This window comes from Geothrix edaphica, from assembly GCF_030268045.1.
Taxonomy (GTDB): domain Bacteria; phylum Acidobacteriota; class Holophagae; order Holophagales; family Holophagaceae; genus Geothrix; species Geothrix edaphica.
Map to the genome: position 1 here is coordinate 199,402 of NZ_BSDC01000001.1, position 18,605 is coordinate 218,006.

Consider the following 18,605-nt stretch of genomic DNA (forward strand, 5'->3'; position numbering starts at 1 on the left):
TGTCAGCTGTCAGTGACTGACCGGTGACGGGCGACAGCTAAGATGGATCGATTCCGGAGGCCCCATGTCTGTCCTGCTCAGCACCGACCTGCCGTTTCCCATCTTCCGCCGGGGCAAGGTGCGCGATGTGTACGACCTGGGCAAGCAGCTGCTCATCGTGGCGACGGACCGCATCAGTGCCTTCGACTGCGTGATGCCCGAGGGCATCCCGGACAAGGGCCGCATCCTCACCGCCGTGGCCGCCTACTGGTTCGCGGCCACCGAGGACCTGGTGCCCAACCATTTCCGCGGCAACCTCGGCTGGCCCGCCGCCGTGGAACCCTACCGCGAGGCCCTGGCCGGCCGCGCCGTGGTCGTGGAGAAGACCCGTCCCCTGCCGGTGGAGTGCGTGGTGCGCGGCTACCTGGCGGGCAGCGGCTGGAAGGAATACCAGACCCACGGATCGGTGTGCGGCGTGCCGTTGCCCGCGGGGCTGCGCCTCGCGGACCGGCTGCCCGAGCCCATCTTCACGCCCTCCACCAAGGCCGAGGAGGGGCATGACGAGAACATCAGCTTCGAGCACATGGCCGGGCTCGTGGGCGCCGACCTGGCGGCCCGGCTGCGGGACCTGAGCCTGGCCCTCTACCGCCGCGGCGCGGAGCTGGCCGCCCAGCGGGGGATCCTGCTGGCGGACACCAAGTTCGAGTTCGGCCTAAGCGATGCCGGAGAGCTGATCCTTATCGACGAAGCCCTCACGCCCGACAGCAGCCGCTACTGGCTGGCGGACAGCTGGGCGCCGGGGAAGAACCCGCCGAGCCTGGACAAGCAGTTTCTGCGGGATTACCTCGAGACGCTGGCGGACTGGGACAAGCAGCCCCCCGCACCGCACCTGCCGGAGGCCGTCATCCAGGGCATCCGGGCGCGGTACCTGGACCTGGCGGCCCGGTTCGACATCCAGATCTGATCAGGGTTTCGCGGAACCGCCCAGCACACCGGTCCGCAGGCGGGCCGGATCGAGCCAGCGCCGGAGTCCCGCGTTCAGGGTCTCCACCGTGAGGGCCGCCATGCGGGCCGGGACGACCGCCCGCCCCCGGGTTTCCGCCAGGGCCTCGTCCACCAGGGCCCCCGGATGGAGGCCCGAGAGGGTCCGGCCGGCGGACCAGGCGGTCCGGGCGCGGCGCAGGTCCGCCTCCGTGAAGCCGCGCTGCCGCAGCGCCTGGAGGCGCTCCAGCAGGGACGCCTCGATGGCTGGAGCGGAGCCCTGGGCTTCCGCCTCCAGCGTCGCCACCAGGTCCAGCCCCTCCAGCCGGAGCTGGGCGGGGAACAGGACCGGGTCCCCAGGCAGGAGCAGGGCCAGCAGGGCTTCGACTTCCGGCTCCAGATCCTCCGGCTCCACGGCCACCGCCATGGCCCGCGGAGGGAGCCCGGGGGCTGGCAGCTCGACCCGCCGGACCGGCGGGGCTGCGGGCGAGGCGGGAGGGGACGGCGGTGTTGGAACGGTCGGGTGCGGCCGGACGGTCCAGGTCCCGAAACTCAGCAGCACGAGCCGCTTGGCCTGCTCCTGGCCCAGGTCGCCCTGGAGGACCAGCACGGCGCGGTCGGGCCGCATCATGCGGGCGAAGAAGGTGAGGAGATCCTCGTAGGTGACGGCCGTCAGGCTGTCGAGGGTGGGGGCCTGGAGGGTCCAATCCGGTTCCAGGAGCAGACGCAGCTTGGCTCCGGGCGTGGCCTCCAGCCGCTCCGTCTCCCGCCAGCAGGCGAGGCGCTCGGCCTCCAGGGTGGTGGGATCGAGGATCGAGCGGAAGGCCCGGTCGGCGAGCAGGCCCAGGGCCAGGTCCTGGTCGCGGCTGCGGGCCAGCAGGCTCCAGGAGAGGCCGTCGGACCGGAGGGCCGGGGTCAGCTCGATGCCCGCCCCCGCCAGGAGCTGTTCGAAGTCCCCGATCCGGAAGGCCCCCGCGTCCGAGTGCCCGAGCACGCGCAGGGCCAGGGGCGCCAGTCCGGGATGGGCGGCCGTCTCACGCTCCAGTGGCACGTGCAGGCGGGCCCGCACCAGGGGGCGCTCGTGGTCCTCCAGCAGGATCACCCGCAGGCCGTTGGGCAGGCTGAAGGTCTGAGTCCGGACCGGGGCCTGGGCCAGGCCCTGGACGGCCAGGAGGAACGCGACGAGGGCGGCCCGGGGCTTCATCGCTTCCCCGGGGCCAGCTGGGCCTCCAGCAGCTTGAGGGTGCGGCGGCGCTCCTCGATGCTGAGCATGCGGAGCTGGCGGAGCCCTTCCGAGACCATGTGCTCCCGCTGGGCCAGGTCCTCGATGCGGGTGGCGGCAAGGGCCTTCAGCACCCGGGCGGTCTCGGCCTCCAGGGGATCCTGGCCTTCGCCCGAATCGCCCTGCAGCCAGAGGGTGGTCCGGTGGCTGGGGTTCAGCCAGGTCCGGGCCGCGGCCTGCACGGCTTCGGGTCCGAGATTCCTCAGGCGCTGGAGTTCCTGCTCCGCCTGCCGCCAGTCCCCGGCCTCGGCCCAGGCCAGGCCCAGGGCCCGGGCGAGCGCGGCGGGTTCGTCCTGGACCCGGAGCTGCTCCACATCGATCTGGGTGAGGGCCCGCTGCCAGTCCTCCGCGGCGATGGGTTCCTGCTGGAGCCGCAGGATCTCCGTGTGGACCGCGCCCTCGACTTCCGCAAGGCTGTGGCCCTCGGCGGGGACCGCGCTGATCACCAGCAGACCCGGCAGCCGTCCGCCGGGAAGGTCCATCCGGACCTCCACGGACTGGGCGAGGACCTTCTGCCGCACCAGCCGCTGGGCCAGCCGGCCGGAGGGGCCACCCCCCAGCAGGCGGGCCGCGAGCCGCAGGGCCAGGTGATCGCGATGGGGGCGCGGGGGGATGCGCCAGCCCACCAGCAGCCCGGATCCTCCGCCCAGGGTCGCCTGGATGCGCCGGTCGCCCAGGTCCGCGGGAATCTCGGGGAGGAGGGGATCTTCAGAGCCGCCGCTGGCGGGCCCCGCGGGCAGGGCGCCGAAGTACCGCTCGAGCGGGGGCAGGGCCGTCTCCAGGCTGAAGCCGCCCACCAGCACCAGGGTGAGGCGGTCCGGGCGGCAGGCCTGGCGGGCCCAGGCCTGGAGGTCGGAGCGGCGCATGGCCTCCAGGGCGGGGAGGTGGTCCGCCAAGTCCCGGCCGTAGGGATGGCCGGGCAGGGCCGCGCCCTGGAGCAGCCCCAGGCTCTGGGCCCCCCGGGTCCGCAGCTCCGCCACCAGGGCGGCCCGGGCCTCGGAGAAGCGGCTGAGCTGGAGGACGGTCAGGCGCTGGGCCTCTGTGCGGCACCAGAACTCGAAGTCGGCCGTGGGGAGCTCGGTCTCCACCAGCAGGGCGTCCGCGCCGGCGGAGGCCGCCCAGCGCCCGCCCCGGGCGGCGTAGACATCCGTCAGGGGCGCGTGGGAGAACCGGGCCCGCACGGCCTCGTGCAGGGTCCACAGGTTGGCTCCCAGGGCCGGAAGCTGGCTGCCGCCCGCCGGGTCCTTCCGCTGGCGGAGCTGCTCCAGCCGCAGGGACTCGAGCAGGCCCTCCTCCTCCCTGAGCAGGGCATCGAGGGAGCCGGCCCCCTTGGCGGCGTCCAGGTCCTCGGGCCAGGTGGCTCCGTAGAGGGCCCGGGCCAGCAGGTCCGTGGCCCCGGCCAGGGCCGGGGCCTCCTCCGCCCGCCCGCCGCGGAACACCAGGGCCGCGTGGAAGGCGCCCAGGCCGCGCCGCTCCACCACCAGCACCCGGAGGCCGTTGGCGAGCCGGCGCTCCTGCACCTCGGCCAGGTGGGGCGCCTGGGCCTGCAGGCTCAGGGCGGCGAGGAGGAGCAGGGCCAGGCGTCGCATGGCCCGTAGAGTACTACTTCGGAGTGCTACTTCACCCGGATGCTGCCGTTGGTGGTTTCGAAGCGGATCGACTGGGTGCGCCCGGGCACCTTCACGTGGGCGCTGTGCTTGGTGATCTCGATGACCTGGGCGCCGGGCACCTTGATCTCCATGGACCCGTTGCTGTTCTCGGCCATGAGCTCGCCGGTGGCCTTCCCCAGCTCCGCCTCGATGCTGCCATTGGTGGATTCCAGGTGGATGCCTTCGCCCCAGCCGTCCAGGTTGCGGGCGCGGATGCTGCCGTTGGTGGTCTCCAGGCGGATGCCGCCTGCCACGTCCTCGAGGACGATGCGGCCGTTGGTGGTGCCGCCCTTGATCCGGGCCATCAGGTTCCGGGCCTCGATGGGGCCGTTGGTGGTGTCCACCAGGACTTCCCCGCGCACATCGGACACCAGGATGGCGCCGTTGGTGGCTTCGCACCGGGCGTAGCCCTCGAGGTGGTCCACGGCCACGGTGCCGTTGGTGGTGCGGAAGTGGCCCAGCAGCTTGCGGGGCACCTGGAGCGTCATCTCGCAGCGGGGGCTGATGTAGAGCCCGAAGCTCCAGGAGGGCTGCTGGAACATCGCCTCGATGTCCAGATCCTGCCCCTTGCGCTGGAGCACCAGCTCCACCCGGCGCTTGTCGCTGTCGCGGATCTGAGCGGTGAGGAAGACCTCCTCCTTGTCCCAGCCCGTCACCCGGATGCCGCCGTTGCGATTCTTCACCCAGAGCTTGGAGCCGTAGGCCAGCTTCTCCGTCCGCTGCTCGGTCCGGGAGCTGGAGGGGAGGTCCACCCCGACCATGGGCGCCGGCGGGGCCGGAGGGGCGGGCGGGGGCGGCGGTGGAACCTGGGCCAGCAGGGCGCTCCCGGCCAGGAACAGGGGAAGGCATCGGCTGGAGACGGTCATAACAGCTCCCGTGGGAGAAAGAACCAGGGCGGGCCTGGGTGTAGAGGTCACGATCCGGGGGCGGAAGCGTTTAGTCACATTACCCTGGATGCGGCCCGGGAATGCCATATCCCTCAAGGCCTTCCCCCCGATCCCACGGGGCCGGCGGGGGGCCGGGAGAGGGGTGGCGGGCGCCGCCGGCTCCTGGTGGCCGCGCCTTCGCGATACCCTGGGAGGATCCCTCCGGAGCCCGCCATGTCCGCCTTTATCCTCTCCGCCACCCGCACCGCCGTCGGCTCCTTCGGAGGTGCGCTCAAGCCTCTGAACGCCGTGCAGATGGGCGCCCTGGCCATCACCGAGGCCCTGAAGCGGGCCGGCGTGGCGCCCGAGGCCGTGGGCGACGTGGTCATGGGCAACGTGCTCCAGGCCGGCAGCGGCCAGAATGTCGCCCGGCTGGCGGCCCTCAAGGCGGGCTTGCCCTTCTCGACGCCCGCCCACACGCCGAACCAGGTGTGCGGCTCGGGCCTCAAGGCCATCGCCCTGGGCGCCCAGTCCATCCTGATGGGCGATGCCGATCTCGTGGTGGCCGGCGGCACCGAGAGCATGTCCAATGCGCCCTACCTGCTGCCCGCCGCCCGCTGGGGCGCCCGCATGGGCAACGCCCAGCTCATCGACAGCATGATCCAGGACGGCCTCTGGTGCGGCCACGGCGACACCCACATGGGCATCACCGCCGAGAACGTGGCCGCCAAGCACGGCCTCACCCGCGAAGCCCAGGACGCGTTCTCCCTCCAGAGCCAGCAGAAGGCCGCCGCGGCCCAGGCCGCAGGCGCCTTCGACCGCGAGGTGTTCACCGTGACCCTGGCCGGCAAGAAGGGCGACGTGCTCTTCAACCGCGACGAGTACATCAAGACCGACGCCTCCGCCGAGGGGCTCGCGAAGCTCAAGCCCGCCTTCAAGAAGGACGGCACCGTGACCGCCGGCAACGCCAGCGGCATCAACGACGGCGCTGGCGCCCTGGTGCTGGCCTCCGAGGCCGCGGCCAAGGCCCACAAGCCCATCGCCCGCATCCTCGGCTTCGCCCAGGCCGGTGTGGATCCCGCCACCATGGGCCTGGGCCCCGTGCCCGCCATCCAGAAGCTGCTGGCCAAGACCGGCGTGAAGCTGGCGGACATCGACCTCTTCGAGCTGAACGAGGCCTTCGCCGCCCAGAGCCTGGGCGTGCTGGCGGAGCTGCCGGAGCTCGACCCCGCCAGGGTGAACCTGCGGGGCGGCGCCATCGCCATCGGCCACCCCATCGGCGCCAGCGGCACCCGCATCCTCGTCACCCTCCTGCACCTGCTCCAGGACCAGGACAAGAAGCTCGGCCTCGCCGCCCTCTGCGTCGGCGGCGGCCAGGGCGTGGCCATGCTGGTGGAGCGGCTCTGAAAAGGGCTATCAGCTGTCAGCTTTCAGCTGTCAGCCTGAATATGCCTCGTCCCATCCCTACTGATAGCCGATAGCTGACAGCTGATAGCGTCCAAACCATGATCACCCTCACCCACGTCGGCAAGCAGTACGACCGCATCCACACGGCCCTGTCGGACGTGAGCTTCGCCATCGATTCGGGGGAGTTCGTGTTCCTCACGGGCCCCAGCGGCGCGGGGAAGTCCACGCTGCTGAAGCTGCTGTTCCGGGAGCAGATCCCCAGCAGCGGCGAGATCCAGGTGGCGGGCCATCGCCTCGCCGCCATGCCCGAGAAGGAGATCCCCCTGCTGCGCCGCAAGCTGGGCGTGGTGTTCCAGGACTTCAAGCTCATCCGCAGCCGCACCATCTTCGAGAACGTGGCCTTCGTGCTGCGGGTGCTGGGCGTGAGCGCCGCCGAGCAGAAGCAGCGCACCTTCCGGGCCCTCAAGATGGTGGGCCTCCAGCACAAGCTCAGCAGCTACCCGCTGCAGCTGTCGGGTGGCGAGCAGCAGCGCGTGGCCATCGCCCGGGCCCTGGTGAACGACCCCCTGGTGCTGCTGGCGGACGAGCCCACGGGGAACCTGGACCCGGACCTGGCCCAGGAGATCATGGCCCTCTTCGAGCGCATCAACGGCCAGGGCACCACCGTGATCGTGGCCACCCACGACCGCAGCCTCATCCAGCGCATGAAGAAGCGCGTCATCGGCCTCGACCACGGCCGCATCGCCTTCGATCAGCCGGCGCCCACAAGCCTGGTGACGGTGTAATTGGCGGTAGGCTGGAGTCTGTTGATCGGATTCCCATGGCCCAGCCCCTCACCGATGCCCGTTTCGTCACCTCCGCGGCCGACGCGAAGAAGCTCGGCGTCTGCCATGCGGAGGTGGCTTTCGTGGGGCGGAGCAACGTGGGCAAGTCCTCGCTGCTGAACGCCCTGGCCAACCAGAAGCAGCTGGCGCGGGTGTCCAAGACGCCGGGCCGGACGCGGCTCATCAACGTGTTCCTCACCGGCCCCGACCGCTGGATCGTGGACCTTCCCGGCTACGGCTTCGCCACGGGCCCCGCCGCCGAGCGGGCCACCTGGCAGAAGATGGTCGAGGGCTACCTCACGGGCCGCGCCACGCTGCGCATGGTCTTCGTGCTGGTGGACGCCGAGGTGGGCCCCACGAAGCTGGATCACCAGATGATCGACTGGCTCCGCTCCGAAAGCCTGCCCCACCGCATCGTGGCCACCAAGGCCGACCAGGTGAAACCCAGCAAGGCCCTCAAGCAGCGCAAGGACGTGGCGGCGGACCTGGGCCTCCAGGCCAATGACATCGCCTGGGTGAGTGCCGCGAAAGGCTCGGGCATTCCCGAGTTGCGGCGTGAAGTGGCGGATCTGCTGGACCTTTAAAGTTCCTCCACCTCGCCCATCCGCCACACCATGAACCGCCCCTCGTGGGCCCAGGGCAGGGCGATGCCGTTGGCTTCCACCTCGTGGGTGTGGAAGTGGCCGGTGAGGAAGGTGGTGCCTGCCTGGGCCTCGGCGGCGGCGCGGAAGGCCTTGCGGGGGAAGGTCAGCTTGTAGGCGGCATTGGTGGTCCGGAGCTTCCGTTCCATCCAGGCGGACACGCGGCGCGCCATGCCGCCGGGCATGAGCCGGAAGAGCAGCCACACCGCGCCCGAGCGCGAGACCAGGTTCCACAGGCGGTACTGGCGGTCGGCGGTGTTGATGAGGTCGCCGTGCTCCCAGGTCAGCGCCTCGCCTTCGAGCGACCCGCCGATGCCTTCGCCCATCAGGTCGAAGCGCCCGGCATGGCGATCCAGGAAATATTCCCGATTGCCCAGCCACAGGCCCACCCAGCGGCCCGCGGCGCGGCGCCCATCCACCCAGGCGAGGAAGGCGCGCTGCGGGTCCGTCTCCATCCCGGGGAACCCCACCCAGACATCGAACACATCGCCGAGGAAGAGCCAGTCGGCATCCGGATGGGCGGTGGTGGCGGCCTCCAGCCCCGTGAGCGTGGCACCCCAGTGGGGATCCGCCACAAGGATGAGCTCCCGGGAAAGGTCCGGCCGGCGCATCCGGCCGCGCCACCAGGAGAGGGCAGCCAGGCGCCGCGTCACGAGCAGGTGGAGGGAGCTGGCCGTGAGGGCCAGGGCGCCGCCCAGGGTGTCGGCCACCCAGTCGCCGAACGCGCAGTCCCGCCCCGGGACGAACCGCTGATGCAGCTCATCGGACACGCCGTAGAGCGCCACCGCGGCCAGGATAAGAAGATGGCGGCGGTAGAGGGGCAGGCCCGGCTGCGTATGGCGCAGGGCTAGGTCCATGGCCAGGGCCAGCACGGCATACACCGCCGCATGGGCGAACTTGTCCAGGGGCGGCGGGAGCTCGATCCCGCCCGGATAGTGCGATTGCGCACTCAGCCAGAAGATCGTCCCGGCCACGGCCAGGGGAAGGAGCCAGAATCCACGAAAGCGCATGATCCATCGAACCACAGGCGGGGGAGAGATGCGAATGCTCGTGATGGCGAAGTGAGGACTCCCGATCCCGACCTAGAGTAGGGCGATAGGCTCCGGATTTTGAGGGTCGTCGTCTTCAGCGAACGGCTGGGCCTCTCCGACAGGAGATCCAATGCCATGGTCCGTGAGCCCCGGCTCTCGGGCCATCAACTTGCGCAGAGGGTTGAGATTTGGCATTCCCAGCGCCTTGGAAATGGCTTCGTCAATCTCAGCCCGGACCGGGTCCTCCTCCAGTTTGGATAGGGCCATCAGTTTCTGGGCGCCGAGTCGGTCGTACGCGCCTGCGAGCGCCATCGCTTGTGCGTCTGAAAGAACGCGAACGTCCAGAACTGGCATACCTTCCCAGGCGGGCTGTTTCATCTTCATCCAAGCACCCTGCGTGACTACCCTCCTGCCGTAGAAGAGCAGCAGGGCAAGCGAACCATTCAGCCATAACAACATCGCTTTTCTTCGATTGGGGTCAAAGTTCGACCGAAGGGGCCACCAAGTGTTTGCCAGAACCGATTCATCCAATCCAATAGCCAACACGCGCTGACTGTTGGTCCTAAGACGTTCTACGAGCAGGATGTCGCCAGATCGTTCCCAAAGATGGGCCCCGTAGTTTGGCCCTCGTGGGGAGTCCTGCTTCACCACGAGGAAAGTATTGGGTTCCTGACGAATGGTCGTAATGGCTTGGGAATCGTGATTCCAGACGCCGCGATAGGGAGAAAACTCCTCTGTCGAGGGGTAGAACCCATCGTGGATCCGGCGCTGATCCGGTCCGAGATCACCGAGGGCCGCGAGAGGGCACAGAGTGACCGAAATAGGGGTTGCCTGACCAGGCACCTGCACCAGCCCATTCCCCAGGTGCCAGAACGTCCTTGCAAGTTCGGTCTGGCTAAAGAGGCCTCCCGTCCAGTTTTCGCTGCCCCGCGGTGCGGGCATGGACATCAGTTCACCCAACTTACCCTGGGGAGTCCGGATGGCCTGAGTGCCGGTTCCCTCCACATTGGCAGGCGGTGTGGCAAGAACGTGGTGGGCGAGGTCCAGGGCTTCGTAGATGGAGGTGGGATTGCGCCAGAGGTTGAGGTACTGGGTCCGTCCGGGAGTCTCGTAGAGACCATCCTTCTTGCGGGTGATGAACATGACTTCGGAGAGGTCCGTGTTCTCCGAGAAATTCGGTCGGCCTGCATCATGGCTGGTGATGACCATCTCCAGGTGGTGGCAGGTGGCGAGAAGTTCTCGGGTCGCGGCCCAGGCCTCGCCCGAGATCAGGGCGGCAGGGAGCACGAAGGCCATCCGGCCTTTCGGCTTCAAGCGCTTTTCCGCCACGGCTACGAAGACGGATCCGAGGCCTGCGGTGATGTTTGCGCTGAGCCTTTTGGACCGCTTCTTCAGTTCCTTCTGGAGGACCTCACGTTCCGCCTGGGGAAGCGACCCGAACAGAAGGTTGCCCCCCACGCTGCGGACGAAAGGTGGATTCATCACGCACAGATCCAGGTCTGGAAGGGTGGCTGAGGACGTAGAGACATGAGCGGCGCTGACCTGCTTGGCATCCATCCGGGCCCCATCAAGGGTCACTTCAGTGGGGATGGTGTTCCGGCCGATGAAATCCAGGCTGCCCAGCCGAATGCCTGACTGGCCGTCACCTACCCCCATGGGCATGACAAAGAGGTTCATCCGTGTGAAGGCCACCTCGGGAGCGAGGAGGGCCAATGTGGATGCCGTCAGGTGGAGGGCGGAGGGCAGGACATCATACCCATGGAGGATCCGTTCCATCAGTGCACGATGGAATCCCTGGAGATCCGGTGGATGGATGGGGAGGCCCTGCTCCGCCCTGGCTCGGATGTGCTTATCAGCCAAGGCCTGGGCTGCGGCCATGAGGAGGGTGCCCGTTCCACAGGTCAAGTCGGCGATGCGCAGATCCTCCAGCACCCGGAGATCTGCGTAGTCCCGATCATCCCCTGGGATGTCGGTAGCGAGCTTGAGGAGGAGGGTGGCCGCGGACACAGAGGTGTAGTAGGTCCCCAGAAACTTGGCCTGGTGCAACAGCCAGTGGTAGATCCGGCCCATGAGGTCGTGCCTCAGGGCGGTCTGCTTTTCGCAGATGCTGGCAGCCTCTTTCAGCAGGGCCTTGAATGCGACCGACGCATTCCGGGAGTTGGGGACCTCGCGGAGGATTCGTTCGCCAAGCTGGAAAATGGGGACGTAGTTGATGTTTTCCCAGATCCATTGCCAATGGTCGGCCACATCCTGGATGGGTGTCTTGCTCCGCTGGACCTGCCCGAGCGTCTTGATGCCGGTTCTCGATCCCGCCAGCTGCTCCTCGAAGATCAGGGCATTGGAAAGAGCCAAAGCCGCCACCTTGGCGGCTGTCACTCGGCGCCGTTCCCTGTCCTCGGGTTTCTCGTCTTCAGGGGGATGGATGCCGAGGAGGTCGGAAAGCCGATCACAGACATCGGGTTGCCCGCTCCAGAGCGCAGCAACGCCATCCAGCCGCGCACCGAGAGAGGTGGCCGTCTGTTCCACCAAGTCGTCCTGGGACAAGGTCTCCTGGGCGCGCCGAAGCGCGGCCATCAACTCTTCCGGGCTCCCCTTGGCCCAGGTCGGCGAGGTGGTTTCCGTGACGATGCAGAATTCGAGGGAGGCGTCCTGGAGGCGTTTTGCCAGCTGCTGAGTCGGGGCCGTCCGGAGATCGGCCGGGTAGACCGCCGCAGCGGCGATGTGGGCGATGCCATGGCGCACACGCCCCTTGGCGTCCTGGAACACCAGATCCTTGGCGCCGGGGGTATCCGCGAACTTCCCCTCGATGGCGATGCGCAATCCCCGGAGCGTGAACAGGACGTCCGGACGATCTTTCCCCTTGGCCAGGATGACCTCGGCCTCGGCCTGTACGCCGAGTTGGGAGATGGCCTGAGCCAGATAGGTGTTCACCGTTTCTTCGCGGTGGCGCATGGGGGTGGTCATGCCCTGGCTCCGGTTGAATTAAAATACGAATAAATCGTATATTTGATTCACCCTACCACGCCCAATCCCAACGCTGGATGAGGAAGGGTTTTCACCCTAAAGTCGTGGCATGGCGCCCCGCCAGCCTTCTCGCCCTGGAACCAAGGGCAGCAAGGCCGGTCGTTCGAAATCAAGAATTAACCGTCAATTGGCCAAACGGGGGAAATATAAACCCCGATCAGGGCCTGCGGACCCCAAGACACCCGGAGAACGGATCCGGGCGGCACGCCGGGCCTTGGGGCTCACACAGCGGGAACTTGGCGAGAAGCTCCGGACGGATCAGACCACTGTCAGCGCCTGGGAGTTGAACAAGCCCGCCAAGCTGGCGGGCCCATCACTGGTGGCGCTGGCCAAACTCCTTCAGACAAGTCCGGAAGCGATCCTCACTGGGAAAGGGTGGGCGCTTCCCTCAGCAGAACCCGGCGGTGAAGGCAGCGACAGGGTGGCAGAGTCTTACGCCGATGATCTGGTCCACCTGCCGCCGTCTCGGGCGAGTGAGGGGCAGGCCATCTGGATTCCGCGCGAAGCGCCTGGTGATTTCGAGGAGATGAAGGCAACCCTCATCCTGGCGAAGCTCAAGAAAGCCCTTGCCGAAAAACGGCCAGTTTGGGTGATCGTCGGGCAGTAAGAGCACGATTGGAAATCGTGTAACCACTGGTCAGGGCTGCTTCTTCTGTCTAGTGACCCCTTGCCACGGACCTTGAAGACCCTATCTTCCGAGCGCAGGGCCCTGGCTTGGCCAAGCAGAAGCCGGAGGTGCCATGACCAAGACCTTCGAATCGCTGATCCCGAGCATCGAGGCGCGGGAATCGGGCTGGATGCGGATCCGGGAGCGCCTCGCGCACCCCCACCAGGTGCCGTCCCATCCCTCCGTCACCATCTCCAGGCAGTACGGGTGCGAGGGCTACTCCCTGGCCCAGCGCCTGAAGGTGCTCCTGGAAGAGGCCTCGGGCCAGTCCTGGAACCTGTTCGACAAGGCCCTTGTGGACAAGGTCGCGTCCGACGAGCGCCTCTCCCGCCAGCTCCTGGGGCACCTGGGGGACGAGAGCCACGCCCAGGATGTCCTCCGGGCCCACTTCGGCCACCTCACCCACGATGACGCCTACGCCAAGCTGGTGGAGCACCTCGTCCAGATCGCCACGGCCGGTTGCGCGATCATCGTCGGCCGCGGCGGCGCCGTCGTCTGCCAGGACCTGAAGAACTGCTTCCACTTCCGCCTGGAGGGCAGCTTCGACTTCCGGGTCGCGACCCTCGCCCGCCGCCTCGAGGTGTCTCCGGCCGAGGCGGAGAAGCTGGTGCGCACCCAGTCGAAGCTCCGGGAGAAGTTCATCGGCGAGTGCCTGCACGCCGACATCACCGCCCCCCACTGGTACGACGCCGTGTTCAACAACGAGCGCCAGAAAGTGGAGACCATCGCCCAAGCCTGCCTGCGCATCGTGATCTCCGGCTGGCCCGACCAGGACTGCTTCAAGCACGATCCCCTGCGGGCGGTCGTGGCGGCCCGCAGCTGATCCGGGCCAGGGTTTGGGCCATGGTCTGGGCCTGGCACGTCGGGCAGTGGCCCGCGCAGGTCCAGGAGCAGACCGGGCGCGTCGCCTTCGGCGCCGGGGGCGGGGCGGGAACGGTCGCGGCCATGGCCATACGATAGCGCCGCCTGCCCGGGCTTGGCCCTACCTGCACGCCAGCCGTGATTTCGATTCCCCTCGGGACATGAAAAAGGCCCGGCTTGCGCCGGGCCGTGTTGGTAGTCCCAAGGGGAATCGAACCCCTGTTCCCGCCGTGAGAGGGCGGTGTACTAACCGCTATACGATGGGACCATCAAACAAGTTGTGAGTGGTTGGGGAGGAAGGATTTGAACCCTCACCTGACGGTACCAGAAACCGTTGTCCTACCATTAGACCACTCCCCAACGAGTGGAAGATTCAATGTACCAGATGTTGGGCAAAAGACAAGAGGTGGTTCTGGCGGTGGGGATGTAGTCTTCCGGACAAATGAGGACCTCCTGGAGGATCCATGACGCGCAAACGTCCTGCCTCGCCTCCCCCCCCGCAGGCACCCGTGACCGCGGACATGCCCACGATCGCGGGGCTCCTGGCGGGGGACGAGGAGCCCACCGCCCCGTCGGAGTGGGCCCTGGTGGCCTACGCGGGGGCCGCCCTGGGGCGGATCTTCCCCCTGCGCTCCGGGGCCTCGCTCATCGGCCGGGCGCCGGATGTGCAGGTGGCCCTGCTGGATGGGGAGGTGAGCCGCCACCACGCCCGGATCGCCCTGACCGGCGGTCAGGTGTGGCTGGAGGATCTCGGGTCCACCAACGGGACCCTGGTGAACGGCGAGCGGGCTGATGGCGTGGTGATGCTCCGGGCCGGGGACCGCCTGACCTTCGGCGGCCACGTGCTCAAGGTGGTGGCCATGGACCCTCTCGAACGCGCCTTCCACGAGACCCTGCTCGACCTCAGCACCAAGGATCCGCTCACGGGCCTGGCCAACCGGACCCGCGCCCTGGGGGAGTTCCAGACCCGCTTCGGCCTCAGCGTGCGCTACCGCCGGCCCCTGTCGGTGCTGATGTGCGATCTGGACCACTTCAAGCAGATCAACGACGCGCACGGCCACGGCGCCGGGGATTTCGTGCTCCAGATTTTCGGCGAGCGCCTCCGGGCCACCCTGCGCGAGGCGGATGTGGCCGGCCGCATCGGCGGCGAGGAGTTCCTGGTGATCCTCCCGGAGACGGACCTGAATGGCGCCCAGCCCTTCGCCGAGCGGCTCCGGAAGGCCATCGCCGCCGCCCCCGTGCCCCTGCCCGGGTGCGATCTGGAGGTCACGTGCAGCCTCGGCATCGCCGAGCGTGTCCCCGGGGATCTGGATGCGGGCCACATGCTCGCCCGCGCCGATGCGGGCCTCTACCGGGCCAAGATGGAGGGGCGGAACCGCGTCTGCGTGGGCTGAGCGCGCCGGCCCGCCCCCCTTCCGGCGCCTGGTGTCGCCGCCGGCCCGCCCGGGCTACCATGGGCGCTTCCCGGTGGAGGCGCGGATGGTCCTGTTCTTCCTCATCATGGCCTTCGCCATCGGGCTGGCCGTCCCCCTCCAGTCGGCGGTCAACAACGCGCTGAGGGCCTCGCTCCACAGTGGCTCCGGGCTGGCGGCCCTGGTGTCCTTCGCCGTGGGCACCCTGGCGCTGCTGGGGGCTTCCGCCCTCGCGGGCCAGCCTTTCGCGTCCCTGGCCGGCCTGCCGCGGGTGCCCTGGTGGCAGTGGCTCGGCGGGTTCCTGGGGGCCTTCTTCGTGTTCGGGACGACCCTCCTGGCCCCCCGCATCGGCCTGGCCGCCATGGTGTCCCTCATCGTGGCGGGTCAGGTGTGCTCGTCCCTCGCCTTCGACCACTTCGGCTGGCTCGGCCTCCCGGTGCGCGGCCTGTCCTGGGTGCGCCTCGCCGGCACCGCGCTCATCCTGGCGGGCGCGGTCCTGGTGAACTTCGGCGACCGCTGGCTGGGGGCCTGGCAGAACCGTTGAAGCTTAGAGGTCAGACCTCTTAGTCCTTCCGCACGCGCTCGGCCACGCGGTCGAGCATGTCCCAAATCTGGTGGCAGTCCTCGCAGGAGGAGCGGGGATCGCCGCAGGGGAAGCCCTCGATGCCGATGCCCTGGCAGCGGGGGGTGCGGAAGAAGAACAGCAGCTCGCCCAGGGAGGTCTGCATGCGGTCGCGGAGGGCCGCGTCCGGAAGGGAGCGCAGATCCTGGATGAGCTTCCACTCGGCGGGGCTGAGCTCGGGGCGGTCGATGGTCTGGGACATGGGGGACTCCGCGCGCCCCCAAGTATACGGAGAACCCCAGAGGGTCCCTAAACTCCCTCCGAAGGCCTTCGTATCACTGGTCACGATCTCTGACATCGCAGGAGGCTTCCATGTCCCTCATCCGTCCCTTCGCCGCGGCTGTGGCCGCCGTCCTCCTCTGGGCCCCGCTCGCGGCGCAGACCCAGGTGGTCCAGCCCGCCAAGGCGGAAAAGACCACCGAGACCCGGACCGTGCCCCTGGCGGCCGGCTCGGCGCTCAAGGTGAAGAACATCAACGGCTTCATCCACGTGGAGGCCTGGGATCGGGAGGAGGTCCAGTTCACGGGCGAGTTCAAGCCCAGCAGCCAGGACGAGCAGGTGAAGGTGGTGATCGAATCCGGCAAGGGTAGTCTGGAAATCCGCGGCGAGTATCCCAAGCACACCGGGTGGGGCCCGTACCGGGGGCCCTCCTGCCAGATGACCCTCAAGGTGCCGCGTCGGGTGGCGCCCTCCCTGGAGAGCGTGAACGGCGAGGTGGCCCTCAGCGGTACCCAGGGCGCCGCCAGACTCACCACCGTCAACGGCGGCGTGCGCGCCACGGAGCTTGGGGAGGACTTGAAGGCCACTACGGTGAACGGCGCCATCACGCTGACGCAGGTGCGCGGGGAGCTGGTGCTTGAAACGGTGAACGGGGCCATCAAGGGCACGGGCCTGGACGGCCAGGGCAAGGGGCTCAAGGCTTCGACGGTCAACGGCTCCATCCACCTCCAGGCCACGGGCCTCAAGGGGCGCCTGCGGGCCAGCACCGTCCATGGCGGCATCACCTTCAAAGCCCAGGGCGCGGAGCAGGTGGAGGTGAAGAAGCACTCCGTCAGCGCGGTCTTCTCCGGCGGCGGCCAGGGCATCGAGCTGGAGACCGTCAACGGCGCGATCACACTGGACTGAGCCGTACCTGCATCTCGAAAAGGGCCGACGCCGCCGGCCCTTTCTGTTGGCAAAAATAAGAGGCGAAGCGCAGGTCATTTGATATCGGATTGACAGGTCTTAATTTTATCGCATCCTGTTCCGGTGGCGGGGACAGACCCCCGCGCATCGGATGGATACCCTGTGAGCGGAAAGCGTCGCCTGATCCTGTTGAGCGTCCTGGCCAGCGTCTTCGCGGGCGTGTTCCTGGGTTCCGGGGCCTACACCTTCGTGTCGGCGAACGGCACCTCGTACCTGTCGAACAACCCCGAAGTCTGCGTGAACTGCCACATCATGCGCACCGAGTACGACAGCTGGCGCCACGGCTCCCACCATGCGGTGGCCGTGTGCAACGACTGCCACCTGCCCCACAGCAATGTCGTGAGCAAGCTCTACGTGAAGGCCAGCAACGGGTACCACCACTCCAAGGCCTTCACGCTACTGAATTTCGCGGAGCCCATCCGCATCAAGCCCGGCAACGCCCAGGTCCTGGAGGACAACTGCCTCCGCTGCCACGGCGAGCTGACGAGCGAGATCACCGCCCACGGCACCCTGGGCGTGCCCACGGACCCGACGCGGAAGGCCGACCTCTACGGCTGCGTGCGCTGCCACCAGGAGGTGGGCCATGGGCCCATGGGCTGATTCCCCGACCATCCATCCAACCCCTGATCTCACCCCTAGGCGCGTGGCCCGCCACGCGGGAGGAACCCCCCGATGAACGACAACCCCACACCGCTGCTCTCCCGTCCGCTGGTCCGGATGGGCCTCATCGCCGCCGGCGCCGCCCTGGCGACGGTGCTCGTGATGGCCCTGTACGCCAGCATCTCCAGCCGCAAGGCCGAAGCGAAGCAGACCAGCTTCAAGCTGGTGGACCTCGACGAGAAGACCGTCGATCCCGCCCAGTGGGGGAAGAACTTCCCCCGCCAGTTCGACGCCTACCTGAAGACCTCGGAGAAGTACAGCACCAAGTACGGCGGCGCCGGCAGCGAGGGCCTGCCCAAGAGCCGCATCAAGGAGGATCCGCGCCTGGTGACGATCTTCGATGGCTACGCCTTCGCCATCGACTTCAACCAGCGCCAGGGCCACGCCTACATGCTGGACGACCAGCGCAACACCAAGCGCGTCACCGAGCGCAAGCAGCCGGGCTCCTGCCTCCACTGCCACGCCTCCAACACCGTGGCCTTCCGCGAGCTCGGCCTGAAGGGCGGAGCTCCGGGCACCCTCGACGAGGCCTTCAGCAGCCCCAATGCCCAGGCCCAGCTGATGGCGGGCTTCGAGGCCCTCTGCAAGATGCCCTACGCCGACGCCACCAAGCTCGTGAAGCATCCCGTCGCCTGCATCGACTGCCACGATCCCAAGAACATGGCCCTGCGTGTCACCAAGCCCGGCTTCATCCGCGGCATCGTGGCCCTGGCCAACAGCGCCGAGCCCGTGCCGCACCTGCCCTCCATCGAGAAGTGGCGCAAGGGCGACAAGTCCGTGGCCTATGATGCCAACCGCGACGCCTCCCGCCAGGAGCTGCGGTCCATGGTGTGCGGCCAGTGCCACGTGGAGTACTACTGCGGCCCCAAGGTCACGCTCTTCTTCCCCTGGAACAAGGGCCTGAAGGTCGAGCAGATCGAGGCCACCTACGACGAGTACAAGTTCCCCGACGGCCACCGCTTCTTCGACTGGCAGCACGCCAAGACCGGCGCCGAGGTCCTCAAGGCCCAGCACCCCGAGTTCGAGATGTGGAGCCAGGGCATCCACGCCCGCTCCGGCGTCTCCTGCGCCGACTGCCACATGCCCTATGTCCGCGAGGGCGCCCTCAAGATCAGCGACCACCAGGTGCGCAGCCCGCTGCTCAACATCTCGCGCTCCTGCCAGACCTGCCACCGCTTCCCCGAGGAGGAGCTGAAGGCCCGCGTCACCTCCATCCAGGACCGCACCAAGGCCCTCATGGACCGCGCCGAGGACGCCGTGGTGAACCTCATCGACGACATCGCCGCCGCCAAGAAGGCCGGCGTGGATGAAGGCAAGCTGAAGCCGATCTACGAGCTCCAGCGCAAGGCCCAGTGGCGCGTGGACTTCGTGAACGCCGAGAACTCCATGGGCTTCCACGCGCCCCAGGAGGTCGCCCGCATCCTCGGCGAGGCCATCGACTACGGCCGCCAGGGCCAGGTGGCCCTCCGCGACCTGGGCGTGCCGAAGGTGGCGAAGAAGTAGCTCCAGTCCGG

General features: G+C 68.3%; 17 protein-coding genes and 2 tRNA genes. 11 read left to right on the forward strand and 8 right to left on the reverse strand.

Features of this window, described 5'->3' with window-relative positions:
* Positions 1-64 precede the first annotated feature (64 nt).
* Positions 65-943 carry a phosphoribosylaminoimidazolesuccinocarboxamide synthase gene (locus QSJ30_RS00920; protein WP_285605903.1) on the forward strand — a complete coding sequence of 293 codons (879 nt, stop codon included), beginning with the start codon at positions 65-67 and terminating at the stop codon, positions 941-943.
* Here QSJ30_RS00920 and QSJ30_RS00925 read toward each other — a convergent pair whose 3' ends face one another.
* The 3 genes from QSJ30_RS00925 to QSJ30_RS00935 are packed head-to-tail and all read right to left on the reverse strand — an operon-like array spanning position 944 to position 4,757.
* Positions 944-2,164: a M16 family metallopeptidase gene (locus QSJ30_RS00925; RefSeq protein WP_285605904.1), complete on the reverse strand. Its 1,221-nt coding sequence runs from the start codon at positions 2,162-2,164 to the stop codon at positions 944-946. It lies immediately after the preceding gene.
* The gene (locus QSJ30_RS00930; RefSeq protein WP_285605905.1) at positions 2,161-3,831 is read right to left on the reverse strand and encodes a M16 family metallopeptidase; all 1,671 of its coding nucleotides are present in this window, start codon (positions 3,829-3,831) and stop codon (positions 2,161-2,163) included. Before QSJ30_RS00930 ends, QSJ30_RS00925 begins: the two co-directional genes overlap by 4 nt.
* 26 nt (positions 3,832-3,857) lie before the next feature.
* Entirely contained in the window at positions 3,858-4,757 is a 900-nt protein-coding gene (locus tag QSJ30_RS00935; RefSeq protein ID WP_285605906.1) for a DUF4097 family beta strand repeat-containing protein, read from the reverse strand.
* A 234-nt stretch (positions 4,758-4,991) separates the two neighbouring features.
* Between QSJ30_RS00935 and QSJ30_RS00940 the strand changes: the two genes are divergently transcribed.
* The 3 genes from QSJ30_RS00940 (at position 4,992) to yihA (ending at position 7,572) form a co-directional block, all read left to right on the forward strand.
* The gene (locus QSJ30_RS00940) at positions 4,992-6,164 is read left to right on the forward strand and encodes an acetyl-CoA C-acetyltransferase (RefSeq protein WP_285605907.1); all 1,173 of its coding nucleotides are present in this window, start codon (positions 4,992-4,994) and stop codon (positions 6,162-6,164) included.
* A 98-nt stretch (positions 6,165-6,262) separates the two neighbouring features.
* Positions 6,263-6,949 carry a cell division ATP-binding protein FtsE gene (gene ftsE / locus QSJ30_RS00945; RefSeq protein ID WP_285605908.1) on the forward strand — a complete coding sequence of 229 codons (687 nt, stop codon included), beginning with the start codon at positions 6,263-6,265 and terminating at the stop codon, positions 6,947-6,949.
* 35 nt (positions 6,950-6,984) lie between these two features.
* Positions 6,985-7,572: a ribosome biogenesis GTP-binding protein YihA/YsxC gene (gene yihA / locus QSJ30_RS00950; protein ID WP_285605909.1), complete on the forward strand. Its 588-nt coding sequence runs from the start codon at positions 6,985-6,987 to the stop codon at positions 7,570-7,572.
* Here the strand turns inward: yihA and QSJ30_RS00955 are convergent.
* A complete protein-coding gene (locus QSJ30_RS00955) occupies positions 7,569-8,639 on the reverse strand; it encodes a VanZ family protein (protein ID WP_285605910.1) in 1,071 nt (356 codons plus the stop codon). The two genes, yihA and QSJ30_RS00955, sit on opposite strands and share 4 nt — an antisense overlap.
* A 72-nt stretch (positions 8,640-8,711) precedes the next feature.
* On the reverse strand, positions 8,712-11,624 hold the full coding sequence (locus QSJ30_RS00960) for a DNA methyltransferase family protein (RefSeq protein ID WP_285605911.1): 2,913 nt from the start codon (positions 11,622-11,624) through the stop codon (positions 8,712-8,714).
* Positions 11,625-11,733: 109 nt separating this feature from the next.
* On the opposite strand from QSJ30_RS00960, the gene QSJ30_RS00965 reads away from it, so the two are divergent.
* On the forward strand, positions 11,734-12,291 hold the full coding sequence (locus QSJ30_RS00965; RefSeq protein WP_285605912.1) for a helix-turn-helix domain-containing protein: 558 nt from the start codon (positions 11,734-11,736) through the stop codon (positions 12,289-12,291).
* 133 nt (positions 12,292-12,424) lie between these two features.
* Positions 12,425-13,174, forward strand: coding sequence for a cytidylate kinase-like family protein (locus QSJ30_RS00970; RefSeq protein WP_285605913.1), 750 nt, complete (start codon positions 12,425-12,427; stop codon positions 13,172-13,174).
* 231 nt (positions 13,175-13,405) lie between these two features.
* On the opposite strand, the gene QSJ30_RS00975 is transcribed toward QSJ30_RS00970, so the two are convergent.
* Together QSJ30_RS00975 and QSJ30_RS00980 are read right to left on the reverse strand one after the other, a co-directional pair.
* Positions 13,406-13,480 (reverse strand) — tRNA-Glu (locus QSJ30_RS00975).
* 17 nt (positions 13,481-13,497) lie between these two features.
* Positions 13,498-13,572: transfer RNA gene (locus QSJ30_RS00980), tRNA-Gln, on the reverse strand.
* A gap of 104 nt (positions 13,573-13,676) precedes the next feature.
* Between QSJ30_RS00980 and QSJ30_RS00985 the strand changes: the two genes are divergently transcribed.
* Both QSJ30_RS00985 and QSJ30_RS00990 read left to right on the forward strand, forming a co-directional pair.
* Positions 13,677-14,606 (forward strand): GGDEF domain-containing protein, encoded by a 930-nt coding sequence (locus QSJ30_RS00985; protein ID WP_285605914.1) that lies wholly within the window; start codon positions 13,677-13,679, stop codon positions 14,604-14,606.
* Between the two features lie 85 nt (positions 14,607-14,691).
* Positions 14,692-15,168, forward strand: coding sequence for a DMT family transporter (locus QSJ30_RS00990; RefSeq protein WP_285605915.1), 477 nt, complete (start codon positions 14,692-14,694; stop codon positions 15,166-15,168).
* A gap of 19 nt (positions 15,169-15,187) precedes the next feature.
* Here the strand turns inward: QSJ30_RS00990 and QSJ30_RS00995 are convergent, their stop codons facing one another.
* On the reverse strand, positions 15,188-15,448 hold the full coding sequence (locus QSJ30_RS00995; protein WP_285605916.1) for a hypothetical protein: 261 nt from the start codon (positions 15,446-15,448) through the stop codon (positions 15,188-15,190).
* Between the two features lie 110 nt (positions 15,449-15,558).
* On the opposite strand from QSJ30_RS00995, the gene QSJ30_RS01000 reads away from it, so the two are divergent.
* The 3 genes from QSJ30_RS01000 to QSJ30_RS01010 all read left to right on the forward strand — a co-directional run bounded on the left by QSJ30_RS01000 (position 15,559) and on the right by QSJ30_RS01010 (position 18,594).
* Positions 15,559-16,371, forward strand: coding sequence for a DUF4097 family beta strand repeat-containing protein (locus QSJ30_RS01000; RefSeq protein ID WP_285605917.1), 813 nt, complete (start codon positions 15,559-15,561; stop codon positions 16,369-16,371).
* Positions 16,372-16,533: 162 nt separating this feature from the next.
* Positions 16,534-17,031 carry a cytochrome c nitrite reductase small subunit gene (gene nrfH / locus QSJ30_RS01005; protein WP_285605918.1) on the forward strand — a complete coding sequence of 166 codons (498 nt, stop codon included), beginning with the start codon at positions 16,534-16,536 and terminating at the stop codon, positions 17,029-17,031.
* Between the two features lie 72 nt (positions 17,032-17,103).
* On the forward strand, positions 17,104-18,594 hold the full coding sequence (locus tag QSJ30_RS01010) for an ammonia-forming cytochrome c nitrite reductase subunit c552 (RefSeq protein WP_285605919.1): 1,491 nt from the start codon (positions 17,104-17,106) through the stop codon (positions 18,592-18,594).
* Positions 18,595-18,605: the final 11 nt, after the last annotated feature.